Consider the following 16,890-nt stretch of genomic DNA (forward strand, 5'->3'; position numbering starts at 1 on the left):
ATCTATTATCTGTGGGTTTTTTTTTTTACTCTGTGTGTACTCTCCCCTCACGCCCCGGGGTCCCCGGCGCCGGGCGGGGGGCCCGCCGCGGGCTCGAGCCCGCGGACGGCCAGGAACCGCTCGCCCGCCGGGAACAGGCCCGGCACCGGCAGCCCCGCCGGAGCGACGACCGCCGGGGGTACGCCGTCCCACTCCGGCGCACGCAGCAGACCGGCGACCTCGGGCAGCGTCTCCCGCGTCACCCCGGTCACCGTCGACAGGTACGCGAGCGCGGGGTCGGTCGCCTGCACCGCCAGCAGGCCCGCGTGCTCCCACGCCCGGAAGCGGCCGGGCACCCCCGCCGCCGACGCCGCCTCGCCCGCCAGGGCCGCCCGGCGGTGCAAGGCCGGCTCGGCCGTCAATAGCTGCGCGGTGTCCACACCACGCCGTTCTCGGCGCGGGTCCGCGAGGAGCCCACGATCAGCAGGCACCGCATGTCCACAGTGGACGGATCGAGCTCGCCCAGCGTCGTGACGCGGATGTCCTCCTCCGGGCCGCCGACGTCCCGCGCCACCACGACCGGCGTCGCCGCCGAGCGATGGCGGAGCAAAACCGAGCGAGCGTCGGCCAGCTGCGTCGTCCGGGAGCGCGACGCCGGGTTGTACAGCGCCAGCACCAGGTCCGCCGCGCCCGCCGCGTCGAGGCGCTTCTCGATGATTTCCCACGGCTTCAACCGATCCGACAGCGACAGCACGCAGTAGTCGTGCCCCAGCGGGGCGCCGACGCGCGAAGCCGCCGCCTGCGCCGCCGTCACGCCCGGGACGATCCGGACCCGGACGCCCGTGCCGTGCCCCGAAGACACTTGCTCCAGCACCGCCGACGCCATCGCGAACACCCCCGGGTCACCCGAGGACACCACCGCGACCCGCGCGCCCGAAGCCGCCAGCGACAACGCTTCGACCGCCCGGTCCGCCTCGACGCGGTTGCCCGACGCGTGCCGCTGCTGCCCCGCCTTCTGCGGCACCCGCGCGACGTACGGCCCGTACCCGACGATGTGGTCGGCCGCCGAAAGCTCCGCCGCGGCCTCCGGCGTCAGCCACTCCGGGCCCGCCGGGCCGAGTCCGACGACCACGACCTCGCCCGAAGCCTCGGCGGCTTCCGAAGAAGAGGCAGCAGGAGCAGGCGAAACTCGGGACGCATAGCCCGGAGAAGGCAGCAGCGCCAAGGAAAAGTACGGCACCGTCGAAGGATCGACCGAAGCGAGCGGTTCGATCCGCTGCTGTCCCCAGGTCGCGCGCTCGACGTAGACGGCGTCGTCCAGCTTCCCGGCCTCTTCGAAGGCCTCCCGCACCGAACCGAACGTGCGGCCCAGCTTCAGCACCGCCGCCGCGTCGGTGTCCGCCAGGCGCCGGGCCAGCTCCGGTGCCGGCAGCGTGCCCGGCAGCACGGTCAGCACCTCGTCGCGCTGCACCAACGGCCGGCCGAGCACCGACGACGCCGCGCTCACCGACGTCACCCCCGGCACGACCACGGCCGGGAACCGCCCGGAAAGCCGTTCGTGCATGTACATGTACGAGCCGTAGAAGAACGGGTCGCCTTCGCAGAGCAGGACGACGTCGCGGCCCGCGTCGAGGTGCTCGGCGAGCCGCTTCGCGCTCAGCTCGTAGAAGTCCGCGATCGCACCTTCGTACCCGCCGGGGTGGTCGGTCGTCTCGGTCGTGACCGGGTAGACGAGCTTCTCCTCGATCTGGCCGTCGCGCAGGTACGGCTCGGCGACCGACCGCGCGATGCTCCGCCCATGCCGCGCGCAGTGGTAGGCGATCACCGAAGCTTCGGAGATCAGCCGGGCCGCCTTGACCGTCATCAGTTCCGGGTCGCCGGGGCCGAGCCCGACGCCGTAGAGCGTCCCGGTCATTCTTCTGCGCTCGCGAGGGCGTTGATCGCGGCGACGGCCATCGCGCTGCCACCCCGCCGTCCGTGCACCACCAGATAGGGGGCCGGGGCCCGCTTGGCGAGCTCCACTTTGGACTCGGCGGCACCGACGAACCCGACCGGCACGCCGATGATCGCCGCGGGCGCGCCGATGCCTTCGTCGAGGATCTCCAGCAGCCGGAACAGCGCGGTCGGCGCGTTGCCGATCGCCACGACCGAGCCGGGCAGCTGGTCGCGCCACAGTTCCAGGGCCGCCGCCGAGCGCGTGGTCCCCATCCGCTCGGCGAGCCCCGGCACACTGGGCTCCGAAAGTGTGCACACGACTTCGTTGCCCGCGGGCAGGCGACGCCGGGTGACGCCGCTGGCGATCATCTGCGCGTCGCACAGGATCGGCGCGCCCGCTTCGAGCGCGGCGCGGCCGGATTCGACGACGTCGAGCGTGTAACGCAGGTCGTCGACCAGATCGACCATGCCGCAGGCGTGGATCATCCGGACCGCCAGGCCCGCCACGTCGTCGGGCAGGATCGCCAGGTCCGCCTCCTCGCGGATCGTGGCGAACGAGTGCCGGTAGATCTCGGCACCGTCCCGCAGGTAGTCGATCACAGCTTCCCTTTCAGCTCTTCGAGCGGCACCCACCGGCCGTCGATGCGATAGCCGCCCGCTTCGGCGACGACGTCCACATGGGACTGCGACGGCTTCCCGCATCGGCGTTCGCAGCCCGAGAAGTGTGCGCGCAGGCCCGGCCGGAAGACGGCGTCGGCCCGGACGTCGGCGCGCGACTTGGCGCAGCCGGGCCGGCCGATGCACGCGCTCGTGCCGAGCGGTTCACCACCGAAACCGAGCCGCTCGAAGACGTCGGCGGGCGCGTCCGGCAGCACGAGGGACTTCCACGGCGTGACCAGCACCGGTCCGATGCCGGCCAGCGCCCGCACCTGCGCGGCGCTGAGCTGCCCGAACCGCGGCACCACCCCCGCGGCGGACCCGGAGATCATCCCGGCCGGCACCGGGACGTCGACCCGCGGCACCGGCGTCCCGCGCCACGCCGGGTCGTCGAGTTCGGCGACGCGCCAGGCGGATCCGCGTACCCGGCCGAACTCCAGCGCGACGTCGATCAGCGCGGTCACGGCGTCCGCGCGAGCGACCCGGCGTCCGGTGTCGCCGCCCGCGAGCAGCAGCGTCCCTTCGGCAGGGCCGGTCGCGCGCCAGCAGACGTCGGCGCCTTCCCCGGAGACGTCACCGCGGCCGTCGTCGAAGGCGAAGAGGAAGCGTCCCGGCAACGAGGCCAGCTCAGGGATCGAGCACAAGAGCAAGTCCAACGAAGCGGCCAGGCCCCGGACGTCCGCGAGCCCGCCGATCAGCCCGCTCAACGGCGAGGCCAGGACATTCCGGACCCGTTCGTGAGACGGCGAAGGCAGCAGGCCGGCGTCGGTCAGCCGCGCCGCGAGGCCGGGCCGGGTGACGCCGCGCAGCTGGACGTTGCCGCGGGAAGTCAGGTGGAGGTCGCCGTCGCCGCACGCTTCGGCGCAGTCGGCGAGCGCGCGCAGCTGAGCCGCGGAAATCGCACCGCCAGGCAGCCGGACCCGCGCCAACGGGCCGTCGGCGGCGTCGTGAGGTGCGAAAACACCCGGGCACGCGTCGGCTCGCGCACGTGCTGGGGTCGGCATGAGAGTCACTCTAGCTGGCGGTTCTCCGGCTCCCGATGGTCCGGACGCGGCCGGATCCGGGCGATTCCGCGGTCCAGGTCCACGTCACGCAAGGGGGGCGCGCCCTCGGCGTCCTGCTCGACGAGCATCGACATCGTTTCCCGGTGTTCCAGCTCACGCCGCTTGGTGCCGTAGAGGAACGCGGTCGTCTCCTCGATGTACGTCGCGGACAGCCGCGCCTTGAAGCGCGAGCCGTTCTTGCGCGGCCGCAGCTCGATCGCGGCCATGACCAGCAGGATCATGACGCCACCCGGGAGAGCCAGCCCCAGCCAAGTACCCATGCCCGGCGAACCGGATGACCGCGGGTCAAGTTCCCGGCACAGCAGAAGTCTGATCATATGTAGCAGGTGTGCTACATTCGATCGCATCAGCACGATGGGGGTTTGGCGATGAGAGATCCAGCGGTCCCCGTGGTCCGCGTGCGCGGGTTGCGGATGCGCTACGGCGCGAACGACGTGCTCCACGGCGTCGAGTTCGACGCCCACCGGGGCGAGGTCGTGTGCCTGCTCGGGCCGAACGGCGCGGGCAAGACGACGACGATCGAGATCCTCGAGGGCTTCCGGATGCGGTCGGCGGGTGAGGTGAGCGTCCTGGGGGCCGACCCGGCGCGCGGCGGCGAAGACTGGCGGGCGCGGCTGGGGGTCGTGCTCCAGTCCTGGCGCGACCACGGGAAGTGGCGGGTCCGGGAGCTGCTCGCGCACCTCGGCCGGTACTACGCGCCGTACTCGACCGAGACGCATCCGCGGCCGTGGGACGCCGACGAGCTGATCGCGGCCGTCGGGCTGACCGAGCACGCGCAGAAGAAGCTCAAGACCCTCTCCGGCGGCCAGCGGCGGCGGCTCGACGTCGCGATCGGCATCGTCGGGCGCCCCGAGCTGCTCTTCCTCGACGAGCCGACCGCGGGCTTCGACCCGGAGGCGCGCCGGGAGTTCCACGACCTGGTGCACCGGCTGTCCGACGAGCTGGACACCACGATCCTGCTCACCACGCACGACCTCGACGAGGCCGAGAAGCTGGCCGACCGGATCCTCATCCTCAACGGCGGGCGCATCATCGCCGACGGCTCGGCCGACGCCCTGTCCCGGCAGATCTCCGGCGAGGCCGAGGTCCGCTGGACGATCGATGGCCAGCGCTTCGTGCACTCGACGACCGAAGCGACGAAGTTCGTGCACGACCTGTTCAAGCAGCACGGCGAGGCCGTCGCGGACCTCGAGGTGCGGCGGGCGTCGCTCGAAGACACGTACATGACGCTGGTGCACCGCGCCGAGACCGGCGGCGAGACGGAGCTGGGCCTCCAGGAAGCAGGTGCGCGATGAACGCCAAGACCGCCGCCCTGCGGGCCGGGGTGGCCCGCGGCTGGATCGAGTTCAAGCAGACGTGGACCAACCGCGACGACGTCGTCGGCCAGTTCGTCTTCGTCGCGCTCTTCCTCGGCACGCTGTTCTTCATGCGGGACGCGACCCTGCCCGGCACCGGCTTCTCGCTCGGCGCGGCCACCGTGCCCGGCGTGCTCGGCGCCGGGATCGTGTTCAACGGGCTGAACAGCGCGGCCGGCTACCTGTCCATCGACCGCGAGGACGGCACGCTGCTGCGCGCCAAGGCGACACCGAACGGCATGCTCGGCTACCTGGTCGGGAAGACCACCGCGCTGTCGATGGCGCAGGTCACCAGCATCGTGCTGGTGCTGGTCCCGTGCCTGTTCCTGTACTCCGAGCTCGCGCCGGACGGCGTCTGGTCGTTCCTGAACCTGCTGTGGGTGCTGGCGCTCGGGCTGGTCGCCACCCTGCCGCTCGGGGCGGCGCTGGGATCGCTCACCAACAGCCCGCGGTCGATCGCGCTGATCACGTTGCCGATCATGGGCCTGGGCGCGATCTCGGGGATCTTCTACCCGATCACGGCTTTGCCGGGGTGGGTGCAGGACATCGCGCAGGTGTTCCCGATGTACTGGCTGGGCCTCGGGATGCGCTCGGCGCTGCTGCCGGACGGCGCGGTGATCGTCGAGATCGGCCAGTCGTGGCGGCCGTTGCCGACCCTGGCCGTGCTCCTGGCGTGGTCCGTGATCGGATTGGCCCTGGCCCCGGTGCTGCTCCGCCGCATGGCGCGGCGGGAAGCGGGTTCATCGGTGGCCGAACGCCGGGAGAAGGCCATGCAGCGTGTGGGGTAGTGAACAGTCATGAGCGAGGTCGTCTACAACCGGATCGCGATGCTGCGCGCGGAGCGGTCGATCTCGCGGCGCCAGCTGGCGGAGGCACTCGGCGTGCACTACCAGACGATCGGCTACCTGGAGCGCGGCGAGTACAGCCCGAGCTTGTTCGTGGCACTGCGGATCGCGGAGTTCTTCGAGGTCCCGCTGGAGGTCCTGTTCTCGACGAAGCCGTTCCCGCGGCTGGGAGAGCAGTCCGCTTAGGGCTTGGTGAGATCCGCCTCGGCGAGCGCGCGGACGACGTCGTCGCGGCGGTCCTCCCGGACGGTCCGGTTCAGTTCGACGTGCAGGAACGGGCTGCCCCCGGCGGCCCGGCCCTGGACGTTCGTGGTGCCGGCCAGGCCCCGGCACGGCTCGTCCCAGGCCCGGCAGACGCGGAAACCGGCGGCGTCGAGCCGGTCGGCCGCGCGGCGGGCGGCCTCCCCGGCTTCGGCGGCCCCGGCGGAGAGCACGACGTCCGCCGTGGTCAGGGTGGTGTCGTTGAAGCCGTGCAGCTGGACCTGGGGCAGGCCGCGCCGGGCCAGCAGCGTGGTGACGACGTGGAAGACCGTCCCGGTGTCGTGCGCGGGATCCTCCCGGCGGCGGTGCGCGCCGCCGACCGCGAGGATCGCGCCCGGGGTCCGCCGGAAGAGCGCGAGGCCGATCAGTTCGGTGCGCAGGTCGGACGAAGCGTGCGGCACCTCGACCACCAGCGACGACGGCGCCGAGCGGTCGGCGGCGTACAGGCCCCAGGCGCGCTCGGAGCCGGGCTCCTGGACGGCGAGCGAGTCGTCGCGCACCGAGAACCCCAGCTCGCCGAGGTGGTGCGGGGCCCGGTCGAGGAACGCGGAAAACCCGGCTTCGGCGGCCGCCAGCTCGTCGGCGGTCGCTCTGCGGTAGGGCTGGCGGCTCGACTGGGCGGCGGTGAAGTCGCGGAGGAAGGCGTCCAAGCCGTCAGGTTACCGAGCGCCGGTCAACGTCACCTTGACGCACCTCGAACCGCACCGGAGAGTGAGAGCGGAAAACACGCGTCGGCAGGTGGAGGAACCCGGTGAGAGTCCGGGGCGGTCCCGCCACTGTCATCGGAGAGTGATCTCCGGGAAGCCAGGAACTCCGGCCGGCGCGCCCGTCTACCCGGGGCGCGGACCCCGAGGAGGAACCTCGTGATCCTGCTTCTGTCCACTTCGGACACCGACCTGCTCAGCGCCCGTTCGGCCGAGGGCGAGTACCGCCTGGCGAACCCCGCGCGGATCGCCGTGGCCGAGCTGCCGGGCCTGCTCGACGGCGTGCGCATCGTGGTCGTCCGCATCCTCGGCACCCCGCGGACCTGGCAGGAAGGCCTCGACACGCTGCGGGCGTCGGGCGCGCACGTCGTCGTCCTGGGCGGGGAGCAGACGCCGGACGCCGAGCTGATGAAGCTCTCGACCGTCCCGGCCGGCATCGCCGCCGAGGCCCACGCCTACCTCGCGCAGGGCGGCCCGGTGAACCTCACCCAGCTGCACCGGTTCCTCTCCGACACGCTCCTGCTCACCGGCGACGGCTTCGAGCCGCCCGCGCGGCAACCCGAGTGGGGCATCCTGGAGCGGTCTTCGCAGGCGACCGGCCCGGTGATCGGGATCCTGTACTACCGGGCGCATCACCTGTCCGGGAACACGAACTTCGTCCACACCCTCGCCGACCAGATCGAAGCCGCCGGCGGGCGCGCATTGGCGATCTACACCGCTTCGCTGCGTACGCGCGACCCGGAGATGATGGCCGAGCTGGGCAAGGTCGACGCCCTGCTCGTCACGGTGCTCGCGGCGGGCGGCACGCGGCCGTCCGAGGTGGGGGCCGGGGGCGACGACGAGGCGTGGGACGTCGCCGAGATGGCCGCCCTCGACGTCCCGATCCTGCAGGCGATGTGCCTGACGAGCGACCGCGAGACGTGGGCGGCCGGCGACGACGGTCTGTCGCCGCTCGACGCCGGGAACCAGATGGCCGTCCCGGAGTTCGACGGACGGCTGATCACGGTGCCGTTCTCGTTCAAGGAGCTGGACGCCGACGGCCTCCCCCGGTACGTGCCGGACGCCGAGCGCGCGTCCCGCGTCGCGAAGATCGCGCTCGCGCACGCTCGCCTGCGACACACGCCTCCCGCCGAGAGGCGCATCGCGCTGATGCTGTCCGCCTATCCGACGAAGCACTCTCGCGTCGGCAACGCGGTCGGGCTGGACACACCCGCGTCGGCGATCGAGCTGCTGCGGCGGATGCGGGACCTGGGCTACGACCTGGGCGCGGACGCCTTCCCGGGCGTCGAGCCGACCGGCACCGAGCAGCCGGACGGTGACGCGCTGATCCACGCGTTGATCGCGGCGGGCGGCCAGGACCCGGAGTGGCTGACGGAGGAGCAGCTGTCCGGCAACCCGATCCGCGTGCCCGCCGCGCGGTACCAGGAGTGGTTCGCCGCGCTGCCCGCGGAGCTGCGTTCAGGCATCGAAGGGCACTGGGGCCCGGCGCCCGGTGAGCTGTACGTCGACAACGGCGACATCGTGCTGGCGTCGCTGCAGAGCGGCAACGTCATCATCATGATCCAGCCACCGCGCGGGTTCGGCGAGAATCCCGTCGCGATCTACCACAACCCGGACCTACCGCCGAGCCACCACTACCTGGCCGCGTACCGGTGGCTGGAAGAGGAGTTCGGCGCGCACGCCGTCGTCCACCTGGGCAAGCACGGGTCCCTGGAATGGCTGCCGGGCAAGACGGCCGGGCTTTCGGCGTCGTGCGCGCCGGACGCCGTCCTCGGGAACCTGCCGCTGGTGTACCCGTTCCTGATCAACGACCCGGGCGAGGGCGCGCAGGCCAAGCGGCGGGCGCACGCGACGATCGTCGACCACCTGATCCCGCCGATGGCGCGCGCCGAGTCGTACGGCGACATGGCGCGGCTCGAGCAGCTGATGGACGAGCACGCGAACATCGCGGCGATGGACCCGGCGAAGCTGCCCGCGATCCGCGCCCAGATCTGGACGCTCATCCAGGCCGCGAAGCTGGACCACGACCTCGGCATCGACGAGCGGCCGCACGACGCGGAGTTCGACGACTTCCTGCTGCACATCGACGGCTGGCTGTGCGAGGTCAAGGACGCCCAGATCCGCGACGGGTTGCACATCCTCGGCGCGGCGCCGGTGGGCGAGGCCCGCGTCAACCTGGTGCTGGCGATCCTGCGCGCGTCCCAGATGTGGGGTGGCAAGCAGGGTGCGGTGCCGGGGCTGCGGTCGGCCCTGGGGCTCAAGGAAGACGCGCCGATGTCCGAAGTGGACGCCGTCGAGAAGACGGCGCGCGAGCTCGTCCAGACGATGGAGATGCGCGGCTGGGACGCCACAGCGGTGGCTTCGGTGGCGCCGGACCCGCAGGTGGCGCGGGTGCTTTCGTTCGCGGCGGAGGAGATCGTCCCGCGGCTCGCGGGGACGTCGGCCGAGCTCGACGCCGTGCTGCACGCGCTCGACGGCGGGTACATCCCGGCGGGGCCGAGCGGGTCGCCGTTGCGCGGGCTGGTGAACGTGCTGCCGACCGGGCGCAACTTCTACACGGTCGACCCGAAGGCGATCCCGAGCCGGCTGGCCTGGGAGACCGGCCAGGCGCTGGCGGATTCCCTGCTGAAGCGCTACCGCGAGGACAACGGCGACTGGCCGCGCTCGGTCGGGCTGTCGGTGTGGGGGACGTCGGCGATGCGGACGTCCGGCGACGACGCGGCGGAAGTCCTGGCGCTGCTGGGCGTCCAGCCGGTGTGGGACGAAGCTTCCCGGCGGGTGACGGGCATCGAGGCGATCCCCCTGGCCGAACTGGGCCGGCCGCGCATCGACGTCACGGTCCGGATCAGCGGCTTCTTCCGTGACGCGTTCCCGCACGTCATCGCTCTTCTCGATGACGCCGTGCGGCTGGTGGCCTCTTTGGACGAACCCGAGTCGGAGAACTTCGTCCGGGCGCACGTGTCTTCGGACTTGGCTTCGCACGGCGATTCCCGCCGGGCGACAACACGGATCTTCGGCTCGAAGCCGGGAGCGTACGGCGCGGGTCTCCTGCCGCTGATGGACAGCGGAAACTGGCGCGACGACAAGGATCTGGCGGAGGTGTACGCGGTCTGGGGCGGCTTCGCCTACGGCCGCGACCTGGACGGCCGTCCGGCGCGCGAGGACATGGAGAGTTCGTACAAGCGCATCGTGGTGGCGGCGAAGAACACGGACACGCGCGAGCACGACATCGCGGACTCGGACGATTATTTCCAGTACCACGGCGGGATGATCGCGACGGTCCGAGCGCTGACGGGCACGGCCCCGGCGTCCTATGTGGGCGACAGCACTTCGCCGGACGCCGTCCGGACACGAACGCTGGGCGAGGAGACGGCCCGGGTGTTCCGCGCCCGGGTGGTGAACCCCCGCTGGCTGGCGGCAATGCGCCGGCACGGGTACAAGGGCGCGTTCGAGCTGGCGGCGACGGTGGACTACCTGTTCGGCTTCGACGCCACTGCGGGCGTGGTCGGCGACTGGATGTACGAGAAGCTGACCGAGTCGTACGTCCTGGACGAGGTGAACCAGGAGTTCTTGCGGCAAGCCAACCCGTGGGCCCTGCGGGGGATCGTGGAGCGGCTGAACGAGGCCGCGGATCGTGGGCTGTGGGAGGAGCCGGACCCTTCGCTGCTCGCGAAGATGCGCGAGGTGTACCTGTCCCTGGAAGGTGACCTCGAAGCGGAGTAACTCGGAAACGCCCGGGAAACGCGGGCCGGAGTTGGGTGGCGGGCATGATCACCGCCGCTCCTCCGAAGACCCGCTCCTGGGCGCTTCCGCTCATCTGCCTCGGCGCCGCCGTGCTCTACGCCTGGAAGATCGGCGACGGCCAGTTCGGCAACACCTACTACTCGGCCGCCGTCAAGTCGATGACCGGCGGCTTCACGAACTTCCTCTTCGGCTCCTTCGACCCCTACGGCGTCGTCACGGTCGACAAACCGCCGATGGCCCTGTGGCCGCAGGCGCTCTCCGTCATGGTCTTCGGCTACCACGGCTGGGCCTTGCTGCTGCCGCAGGTCCTCGAAGGCGTCGCGGCGGTCTTCCTGCTCCACCGCACGGTCCAGCGGTGGGCCGGCGAGAACGTCGCCCTCCTTGCCGCGGCGATCCTGGCGCTGACGCCGGTCACCGTGATCATGAACCGCGGCAACAACCCCGACACGCTGCTCGTCCTGTTCCTGGTCGCCGCCGCGTACGCGGTCACCCGGGCGCTCGAAGACGGCCGGAAATGGCTGTGGTGGTGCGCTTTCTTCGTCGGCTGCGGCTTCCTGACGAAGATGCTGCAGGCGTGGATCATCGTGCCCGCCCTCGTCGGCGCCTACCTCGCCGGGACGACCGGGCCGCTCAAGCGCCGGCTGCTGGACGTCCTCGGCGCCGGCGCGGTCCTGGTCGTCTCGTCGTTCTGGTGGATCGCGCTCTACGACTGGTGGCCCGGCGCCAAGCCGTTCATGGGCGGCAGCGAAGACGGCTCCGCGTGGGACCTCGTGTTCGGCTACAACGGCTTCGGCCGCCTCTCCGGCAACGGCGAGGGCGGCGGCATGATGATCATGCGCAACGGGCAGCAGACCATGTCGTCGTTCGGCGGCGACCCCGGACCGGGCCGGATGTTCAACGACCTCGTGGGCGGGCAGATCTCGTGGCTGCTGCCCCTGTCCCTGCTCGTCCTGGTCGTCATCGGACGCCGGTGGCGCGACGCCGGCTGGCTGCTCTGGGGCGGCTGGCTGCTGGTGACGACCGTGGTCTTCAGCTTCGCCGGCGGCATCTGGCACCCGTACTACACGACGGCGATGGCCCCCGCGATCGCCGCGATTTCGGCCGCCGGGCTCGCGCTGCTGTGGCGGCACCACCGGCGGACCCTGCTCCCCCTGGCCATCGCGGTGACCGCGGCCTGGGCGTTCGTCCTGACTTCGCGCGACACGACGTTCTACGGCTGGACGCGGTGGGCGGCGATCGGGACGGCGCTGCTCGCGGTCGCGTGGCTGGTGGTGGCGCCGCGGCGACGCGCGCTCGTCGCCGCGCTGGTGCCGCTGTTGCTCACGCCGACGGTGTGGTCGTTCGCCGCCGCGCAGAGCACGTCCGCCGGGACGCTGCCCGCCGCCGGACCACCCAGCGGTCCCGGTGCCCCGCCGATGCCGCCCGTCAGATCCGGCGGTCCCGGGCCGCAGCCTCGGCTCATGCTCGCCGGTGGCAGCGACGGCACCGCCACGCTCTCCGCCGACCAACGGCGCATCCTCGACTACGCCCGGCAGAACGGCACCGAGATCACCCTGGCGGTGAACGCCGAAGCGGGTGCGGTCGCGCCGTTCCTCATCGACTCGGACGCGACCGTGATCGGCATGGGCGGCTTCGGCGGCCGCGACGACGCGCCGTCGGTCACGCAGCTCGACCGCTGGCTCGCCGAGGGCAAGCTGCGGTTCGTGCTGAGCAGCGCGGGCACCCCGCCCGGGCCGCCGCGGAGTCCGGTCCAGGGCGAACGCCAACGCTGGATCGAGCGGCACTGCGCGGTCGTCGACCCCGGCGCGTACGGCTCCGGTCCGATGCGGGTCGCCGGCGGCCCGGACACGCTCTACCGTTGCCGCTAACGGCGAGGAAACACCGCCGCGGCGATCATGGCGGCATGCGGGTCCTGGTGGTGGAGGACGAGCCGATGCTCGCGGACGCGATCGCGGAGTGGCTGCGCGACGAGGCGCACGCCGTCGACGTCGCCTTCGACGGCGGCGCCGCGCTCGAGCGGATCGCCGTGCACGACTACGACGTCGTCGTGCTCGACCGGGACCTGCCGGTCGTGCACGGCGACGACGTCTGCCGGCAGGTGGTCGCCTCCGACGCGACGACACGGGTGCTGATGCTGACCGCAGCGGTCGAGGTGACCGACCGCGTCGCCGGGTTGTCCCTCGGCGCCGACGACTACCTGACGAAGCCGTTCGCCTTCCCCGAGCTGGCCGCGCGCATCCAGTCGCTGGGGCGGCGCTGCCGGCCGGCCGCACCGCCGATCCTGCGACGCTCCGGCGTCACGCTCGATCCGGCGCGGCACGAGGTGTTCCGCGACGGACGCTACCTGCCACTGTCCAAAAAGGAGTTCGCGGTGCTCGCCGAGCTGCTGCGCGCGGACGGCGCCGCCGTGTCCGCGGAACACCTGCTGGAGAAGGCGTGGGACGAGCACGCGGACCCGTTCACCGGCGCGGTCCGGCTCACGATCCTCAAGCTGCGCCGCAAGCTCGGTGACCCGCCGCTGGTGGAGACGGTCACCGGGGTCGGCTACCGGCTCCGATGAGCCTGCGGCTGCGGTTGACCGTGCTCTACGGCGGCTTGTTCCTGCTGGCGGGCGGGGCGCTGCTGGGCGTCACGTACCTGCTGTTCACGCATCAGGTCGGGCGGCGGGTCACGTTCATCGTGGGCACCGCGCCGCCCGGTCTGCCCGTGCTGCCGTCACCGGAGTCCCTCGACGAGCAGGCGCGGCAGGTGCGCGAAGCGGCGGCGACGTCGCTGCTGACCCAGGGGGCGATCGCGCTCGGCGCGGTGGCGGTGCTGGCGGCCGGGCTGGGCTGGCTGGTGGCGGGCCGCGCGCTGTCGCCGTTGCGGCGGGTGACGGACACGGCGCGCCGCATCGCGGCGGCGGCCGACCCGGGCGGGCACTCGCGGATCGCGTTGCCCGGCCCGCACGACGAGGTGAAGGACCTCGCCGACGCGTTCGACGTGATGGTCGAGCGGCTCGACCGCTCGTTCGACGCGCAGCGCCGTTTCGTCGCGAACGCATCGCACGAGCTGCGCACCCCGCTGACCCTGAACCGTTCGCTGGTCGAGGTGGCGATGCACCGCCGCACGGCATCCGACGACGTCCGGCAGCTCGGCGGCAAGCTGCTGCAGATCAATGCCCGGCACGAGAAGCTGATCAGCGGGTTGCTGCTGCTGGCCCGTTCGGAGAGCGCGCTGACCGAGCGCGGCCCGGTGGACCTGGCGGCGGTGGTGGCGCACGTGCTGCCACCGGGGGTTTCGGAGGACCTGGGCGAGGCGACGGCCCTGGGCGACGCGCTGATGCTGGAGCGCCTGGCGCACAACCTGGTGGAGAACGCCGTCCGCCACAACGTCGAGGACGGCTGGGTCCGGGTGACAACCCGGTCGATGCCCGGCCGGGTCGAGCTGGAGGTGGCCAACAGCGGCCCGGTGATCCCGCCGGCGGAGGTCCCGGCGCTGTTCGACCCGTTCCACCGTCGCGCGCGGGTGGCCGCGGAGGGGGCGGGGCTGGGGTTGTCGATCGTCCGCTCGGTGGCGCACGCGCATGGCGGGGAGGTGGCGGCGACGGCTCGGCCGGAAGGTGGGCTGGTCGTGGTGGTCACCCTGCCGGGGGTTTGAGGGTTCGCCGAGTCGCGTGGCCACGACCGCGCAGCGTCGCCCACTCGGCCGCCTCGCCGCCGTGGGCTTGAAGCCGCGGATCGCTCCGGCATTGCCGCGGGTGCGCCGGCGAACCCGCGCAGCTTGCCCGTTTCTCCGCCGCGCTTGCCCTTCCAAGCTGCCGAGCCCTGCTTCGGCGCGCGGGAAGCCGGGCGCCGCCTTACTCTCCCTCCGGCTCCGTCGTTTTGCTCTGTCCCGGCCTCACCCGCATGCCATCAATCCCGGACAAATATCGGATATTACGGCGCTTTTCGCCCGCCCATTCCCCCTATCCGACCTTCGCGTCTTGACTTCATCAATGGTCTAGTCCAATAGTTTGTCCACCCTCGAACCCCACCGGGAGGACAGATCATGCGCAGAAGCAGACTGGCCGCCATCGGGCTCGCCGCCGCCACCTTCATCGGTACAGCTGTGAGCCTCGTGATCGGCGCGCCCTCCGCGACAGCGGCGCTGAGCAACAACTGGTATGCCGCCGCGCCGTATCTGATGCCCGTGAGCAACAATCCGCCCGATCCGATCACCGTGATGAACGCGACCGGACTCAAGGCCTTCCAGCTCGCGTTCATCCTGGCGCCCAACGGCGGCGGCTGCAGCCCGACCTGGGACGGCACCAACGCGGTCTCCTCCGACACCACCGTCGCGAACGTGATCTCGCGGATCCGCGGCGCGGGCGGCGACGTCTCGGTGTCCGTCGGCGGCTACGGCGGCACGAAGCTCGGCCAGACCTGCGGGAACGTGGCCGCGACCGCCGCCGCCTACCAGCAGGTCATCACCAAGTACTCGCTCAAGGCGATCGACTTCGACCTCGAAGAGCCCGAGTACGAGAACACCGCGGCCATCGCGAACGAGCTCGGCGCGGCGAAGACGTTGCAGGCCAACAACCCCGGCCTGTTCGTGTCGGTGACCATGCCGGGCACCGCGGCCGGCACCGGCTGGTTCGGCACGCAGCTGCTCGACCAGGCGAAGTCGATCGGCTTCTCACCCAACAACTTCTCGATCATGCCGTTCGACGGCGGCTTCAACGGCGGCTCGTCGCAGGTGTCCGCGCTGGAAGCGCTGCACGGCCTGCTGATGTCGCACATGGGCTGGGACAGCGCGACCGCGTATTCGCACGAAGGCTTCTCCGGCATGAACGGCAAGTCGGACGCCTCCGAGATGTTCTACACGGCCGACTTCCAGACGGTCTACGACTACGCGACCAGCCACGGCCTCGGCCGCTTCACCTTCTGGTCGGTCAACCGCGACCGCGCCTGCGTCGGAACGACCGACAACGGCGTCTGCAGCAACGTCCCGCAGAACGACTGGGACTTCACGAAGTTCAGCGTCCGGTTCGCCGGCGCGACCCCGCCGCAGACGACGCCCACCCCGCCGACGACCACCACCCCGACGACCCCGGGCGGCGGCTCCTGCACCGCGGCGGCGTGGGACAAGGCCAAGGTCTACGTGAAGGACGACATCGTCTCGCACAACAGCCACAAGTTCACCGCGAAGTGGTGGACGCAGGGCGAAGAGCCCGGCACAACCGGCGAATGGGGCGTCTGGACCGACAACGGCGCCTGTTAGCCGCGGTTCAGAACTCGAGGTGGGTGTTCTCGCGCTGGACCTCCGGGGTCAGCGCGGGAACCTCGACCACGTGGCGCCCCGCCTGCCGCAGCAGCTCGGTGCCCCGGGCGTCGACGAACACCGGCGGCTCGCGCCACGCGAACACGACCCGCGGGATCCCGGCGTCGAGGATCAGCTGCGTGCAGCTGCGCGGGTGGGAGCTGCGGTTGCTGCACGGCTCCAGCGAGCTGTACATGGTCGCCCCCGCCAGGCGCGGGTCGCCGGCGCACTTGGCGAGGGCGGCTTCTTCGGCGTGGTTGGTGGGGTCGCCCTCGCCGGAGTGCCCGGTCGCGATGACCGCACCATCGGCATCGGTGAGCACGGCCCCGACCCGGAAGGTGTGGCTCGGCGGGCATTCGGCGGCGAGTGCGATGGCTTCCTTCAGTCGCTGGACGTCCCGGCCGGTCGGCTCATCCGCCGCCCGGTACTCGAGGATCGCCATCCCCGTCAGCTCGCGCGCGCTGGTGAGCACCAGCGGCCGCGGGTAGAGCCCGGGCCCGACGAACCGCGGCGCGGCCGGCTGCCCGACGAAGAACGGCGCGATCGCCAGCCGCAGCTCGTCGGCGAGGCCGTCGGTGAGGAACCGGGTGTGGATCCCGCCGCCGCCCTCGACCAGCAGGTTCTTGATGCCGCGCGCGCCGAGATCGTCGAGCACGCGGCCGAAGTCGGGCGGGTTCCCGGCGTCGACAACGGTGGCGACGCTCTTGAGCGCGTCCGCCGCACCGGGCGGCGCGTAGACGATCTTCTCGGTGTCCCCGACGGTGAAGAACTGCGCGTCCGGGTCGAGGCCCTGGGTGGTCACAGTGACCTTGACGGGCTGTTCGGGTTTCCCCTGGTCCAGCCGCTGCCGCCGCAGCTCCGGCGACCGGACGAGCAGCCGCGGGTTGTCGGCCCGCACCGTCCCCGCACCGACGAAGATGGCATCGGCCTCGGCCCGCAACCGGTCGACGATCGCGAAGTCGTCCTCAGTGGACAGTACGAGCCGCTCGGGCGACGTGTCGTCCAGATAGCCGTCCAGCGACTGCGCGGCGGACAGCAGAACGTGCGGCCGGGTGATCACCCGGCC

Annotated in this window: 15 protein-coding genes and 1 riboswitch; of the genes, 8 read left to right on the forward strand and 7 right to left on the reverse strand. The window is 71.8% G+C overall.

The genetic code is table 11. From position 1 onward, the window contains the following. Positions 1–47 precede the first annotated feature (47 nt). The 5 genes from AB0C38_RS43590 to AB0C38_RS43610 are packed head-to-tail and all read right to left on the reverse strand — an operon-like array spanning position 48 to position 3,856. Complete coding sequence (locus AB0C38_RS43590) at positions 48–419, reverse strand: hypothetical protein (protein ID WP_360685381.1); 372 nt, start codon at positions 417–419, stop codon at positions 48–50. Further along, on the reverse strand, positions 398–1,894 hold the full coding sequence (locus AB0C38_RS43595; protein WP_360685384.1) for a precorrin-2 C(20)-methyltransferase: 1,497 nt from the start codon (positions 1,892–1,894) through the stop codon (positions 398–400). The genes AB0C38_RS43590 and AB0C38_RS43595 overlap by 22 nt, the downstream gene beginning before the upstream one ends. After that, positions 1,891–2,514, reverse strand: a complete 624-nt coding sequence (locus AB0C38_RS43600) for a precorrin-8X methylmutase (RefSeq protein WP_360685387.1) — start codon at positions 2,512–2,514, stop codon at positions 1,891–1,893. The genes AB0C38_RS43595 and AB0C38_RS43600 overlap by 4 nt, the downstream gene beginning before the upstream one ends. After that, positions 2,511–3,575 (reverse strand): precorrin-3B synthase, encoded by a 1,065-nt coding sequence (locus tag AB0C38_RS43605; protein WP_360685390.1) that lies wholly within the window; start codon positions 3,573–3,575, stop codon positions 2,511–2,513. Before AB0C38_RS43605 ends, AB0C38_RS43600 begins: the two co-directional genes overlap by 4 nt. Before the next feature lie 5 nt (positions 3,576–3,580). Further along, on the reverse strand, positions 3,581–3,856 hold the full coding sequence (locus AB0C38_RS43610; protein WP_360685393.1) for a DUF6191 domain-containing protein: 276 nt from the start codon (positions 3,854–3,856) through the stop codon (positions 3,581–3,583). A gap of 147 nt (positions 3,857–4,003) precedes the next feature. On the opposite strand from AB0C38_RS43610, the gene AB0C38_RS43615 reads away from it, so the two are divergent. The 3 genes from AB0C38_RS43615 to AB0C38_RS43625 are packed head-to-tail and all read left to right on the forward strand — an operon-like array spanning position 4,004 to position 6,021. Next, positions 4,004–4,930: an ABC transporter ATP-binding protein gene (locus AB0C38_RS43615; RefSeq protein ID WP_360685396.1), complete on the forward strand. Its 927-nt coding sequence runs from the start codon at positions 4,004–4,006 to the stop codon at positions 4,928–4,930. Further along, positions 4,927–5,778, forward strand: coding sequence for an ABC transporter permease (locus tag AB0C38_RS43620; protein WP_360685399.1), 852 nt, complete (start codon positions 4,927–4,929; stop codon positions 5,776–5,778). Before AB0C38_RS43615 ends, AB0C38_RS43620 begins: the two co-directional genes overlap by 4 nt. A gap of 9 nt (positions 5,779–5,787) precedes the next feature. Further along, entirely contained in the window at positions 5,788–6,021 is a 234-nt protein-coding gene (locus AB0C38_RS43625; protein WP_155541712.1) for a helix-turn-helix transcriptional regulator, read from the forward strand. On the opposite strand, the gene AB0C38_RS43630 is transcribed toward AB0C38_RS43625, so the two are convergent. After that, positions 6,018–6,746, reverse strand: a complete 729-nt coding sequence (locus AB0C38_RS43630) for a hypothetical protein (RefSeq protein WP_360685402.1) — start codon at positions 6,744–6,746, stop codon at positions 6,018–6,020. The two genes, AB0C38_RS43625 and AB0C38_RS43630, sit on opposite strands and share 4 nt — an antisense overlap. A 91-nt stretch (positions 6,747–6,837) precedes the next feature. Further along, positions 6,838–6,910: riboswitch (cobalamin riboswitch) on the forward strand. A gap of 49 nt (positions 6,911–6,959) precedes the next feature. Here AB0C38_RS43630 and cobN point away from each other — a divergent pair. From cobN to AB0C38_RS43655, 5 genes are all read left to right on the forward strand, one after another. Then, a complete protein-coding gene (gene cobN, locus AB0C38_RS43635; RefSeq protein ID WP_360685405.1) occupies positions 6,960–10,523 on the forward strand; it encodes a cobaltochelatase subunit CobN in 3,564 nt (1,187 codons plus the stop codon). A gap of 44 nt (positions 10,524–10,567) precedes the next feature. Continuing rightward, positions 10,568–12,412: a glycosyltransferase family 39 protein gene (locus tag AB0C38_RS43640; protein WP_360685408.1), complete on the forward strand. Its 1,845-nt coding sequence runs from the start codon at positions 10,568–10,570 to the stop codon at positions 12,410–12,412. A 35-nt stretch (positions 12,413–12,447) separates the two neighbouring features. Then, positions 12,448–13,104 (forward strand): response regulator transcription factor, encoded by a 657-nt coding sequence (locus tag AB0C38_RS43645; RefSeq protein ID WP_360685411.1) that lies wholly within the window; start codon positions 12,448–12,450, stop codon positions 13,102–13,104. Beyond that, the gene (locus tag AB0C38_RS43650; RefSeq protein WP_360685414.1) at positions 13,101–14,183 is read left to right on the forward strand and encodes an ATP-binding protein; all 1,083 of its coding nucleotides are present in this window, start codon (positions 13,101–13,103) and stop codon (positions 14,181–14,183) included. Before AB0C38_RS43645 ends, AB0C38_RS43650 begins: the two co-directional genes overlap by 4 nt. 390 nt (positions 14,184–14,573) lie before the next feature. Continuing rightward, positions 14,574–15,785, forward strand: a complete 1,212-nt coding sequence (locus tag AB0C38_RS43655) for a chitinase (protein ID WP_360685417.1) — start codon at positions 14,574–14,576, stop codon at positions 15,783–15,785. Between the two features lie 7 nt (positions 15,786–15,792). Here the strand turns inward: AB0C38_RS43655 and AB0C38_RS43660 are convergent, their stop codons facing one another. After that, positions 15,793–16,884 carry a dihydrofolate reductase family protein gene (locus AB0C38_RS43660; RefSeq protein WP_360685420.1) on the reverse strand — a complete coding sequence of 364 codons (1,092 nt, stop codon included), beginning with the start codon at positions 16,882–16,884 and terminating at the stop codon, positions 15,793–15,795. Positions 16,885–16,890: the final 6 nt, after the last annotated feature.

Origin of the sequence: Amycolatopsis sp. NPDC048633 (assembly GCF_040650695.1) — a bacterium.
In the GTDB taxonomy this organism is placed as follows: Bacteria; Actinomycetota; Actinomycetes; order Mycobacteriales; family Pseudonocardiaceae; genus Amycolatopsis.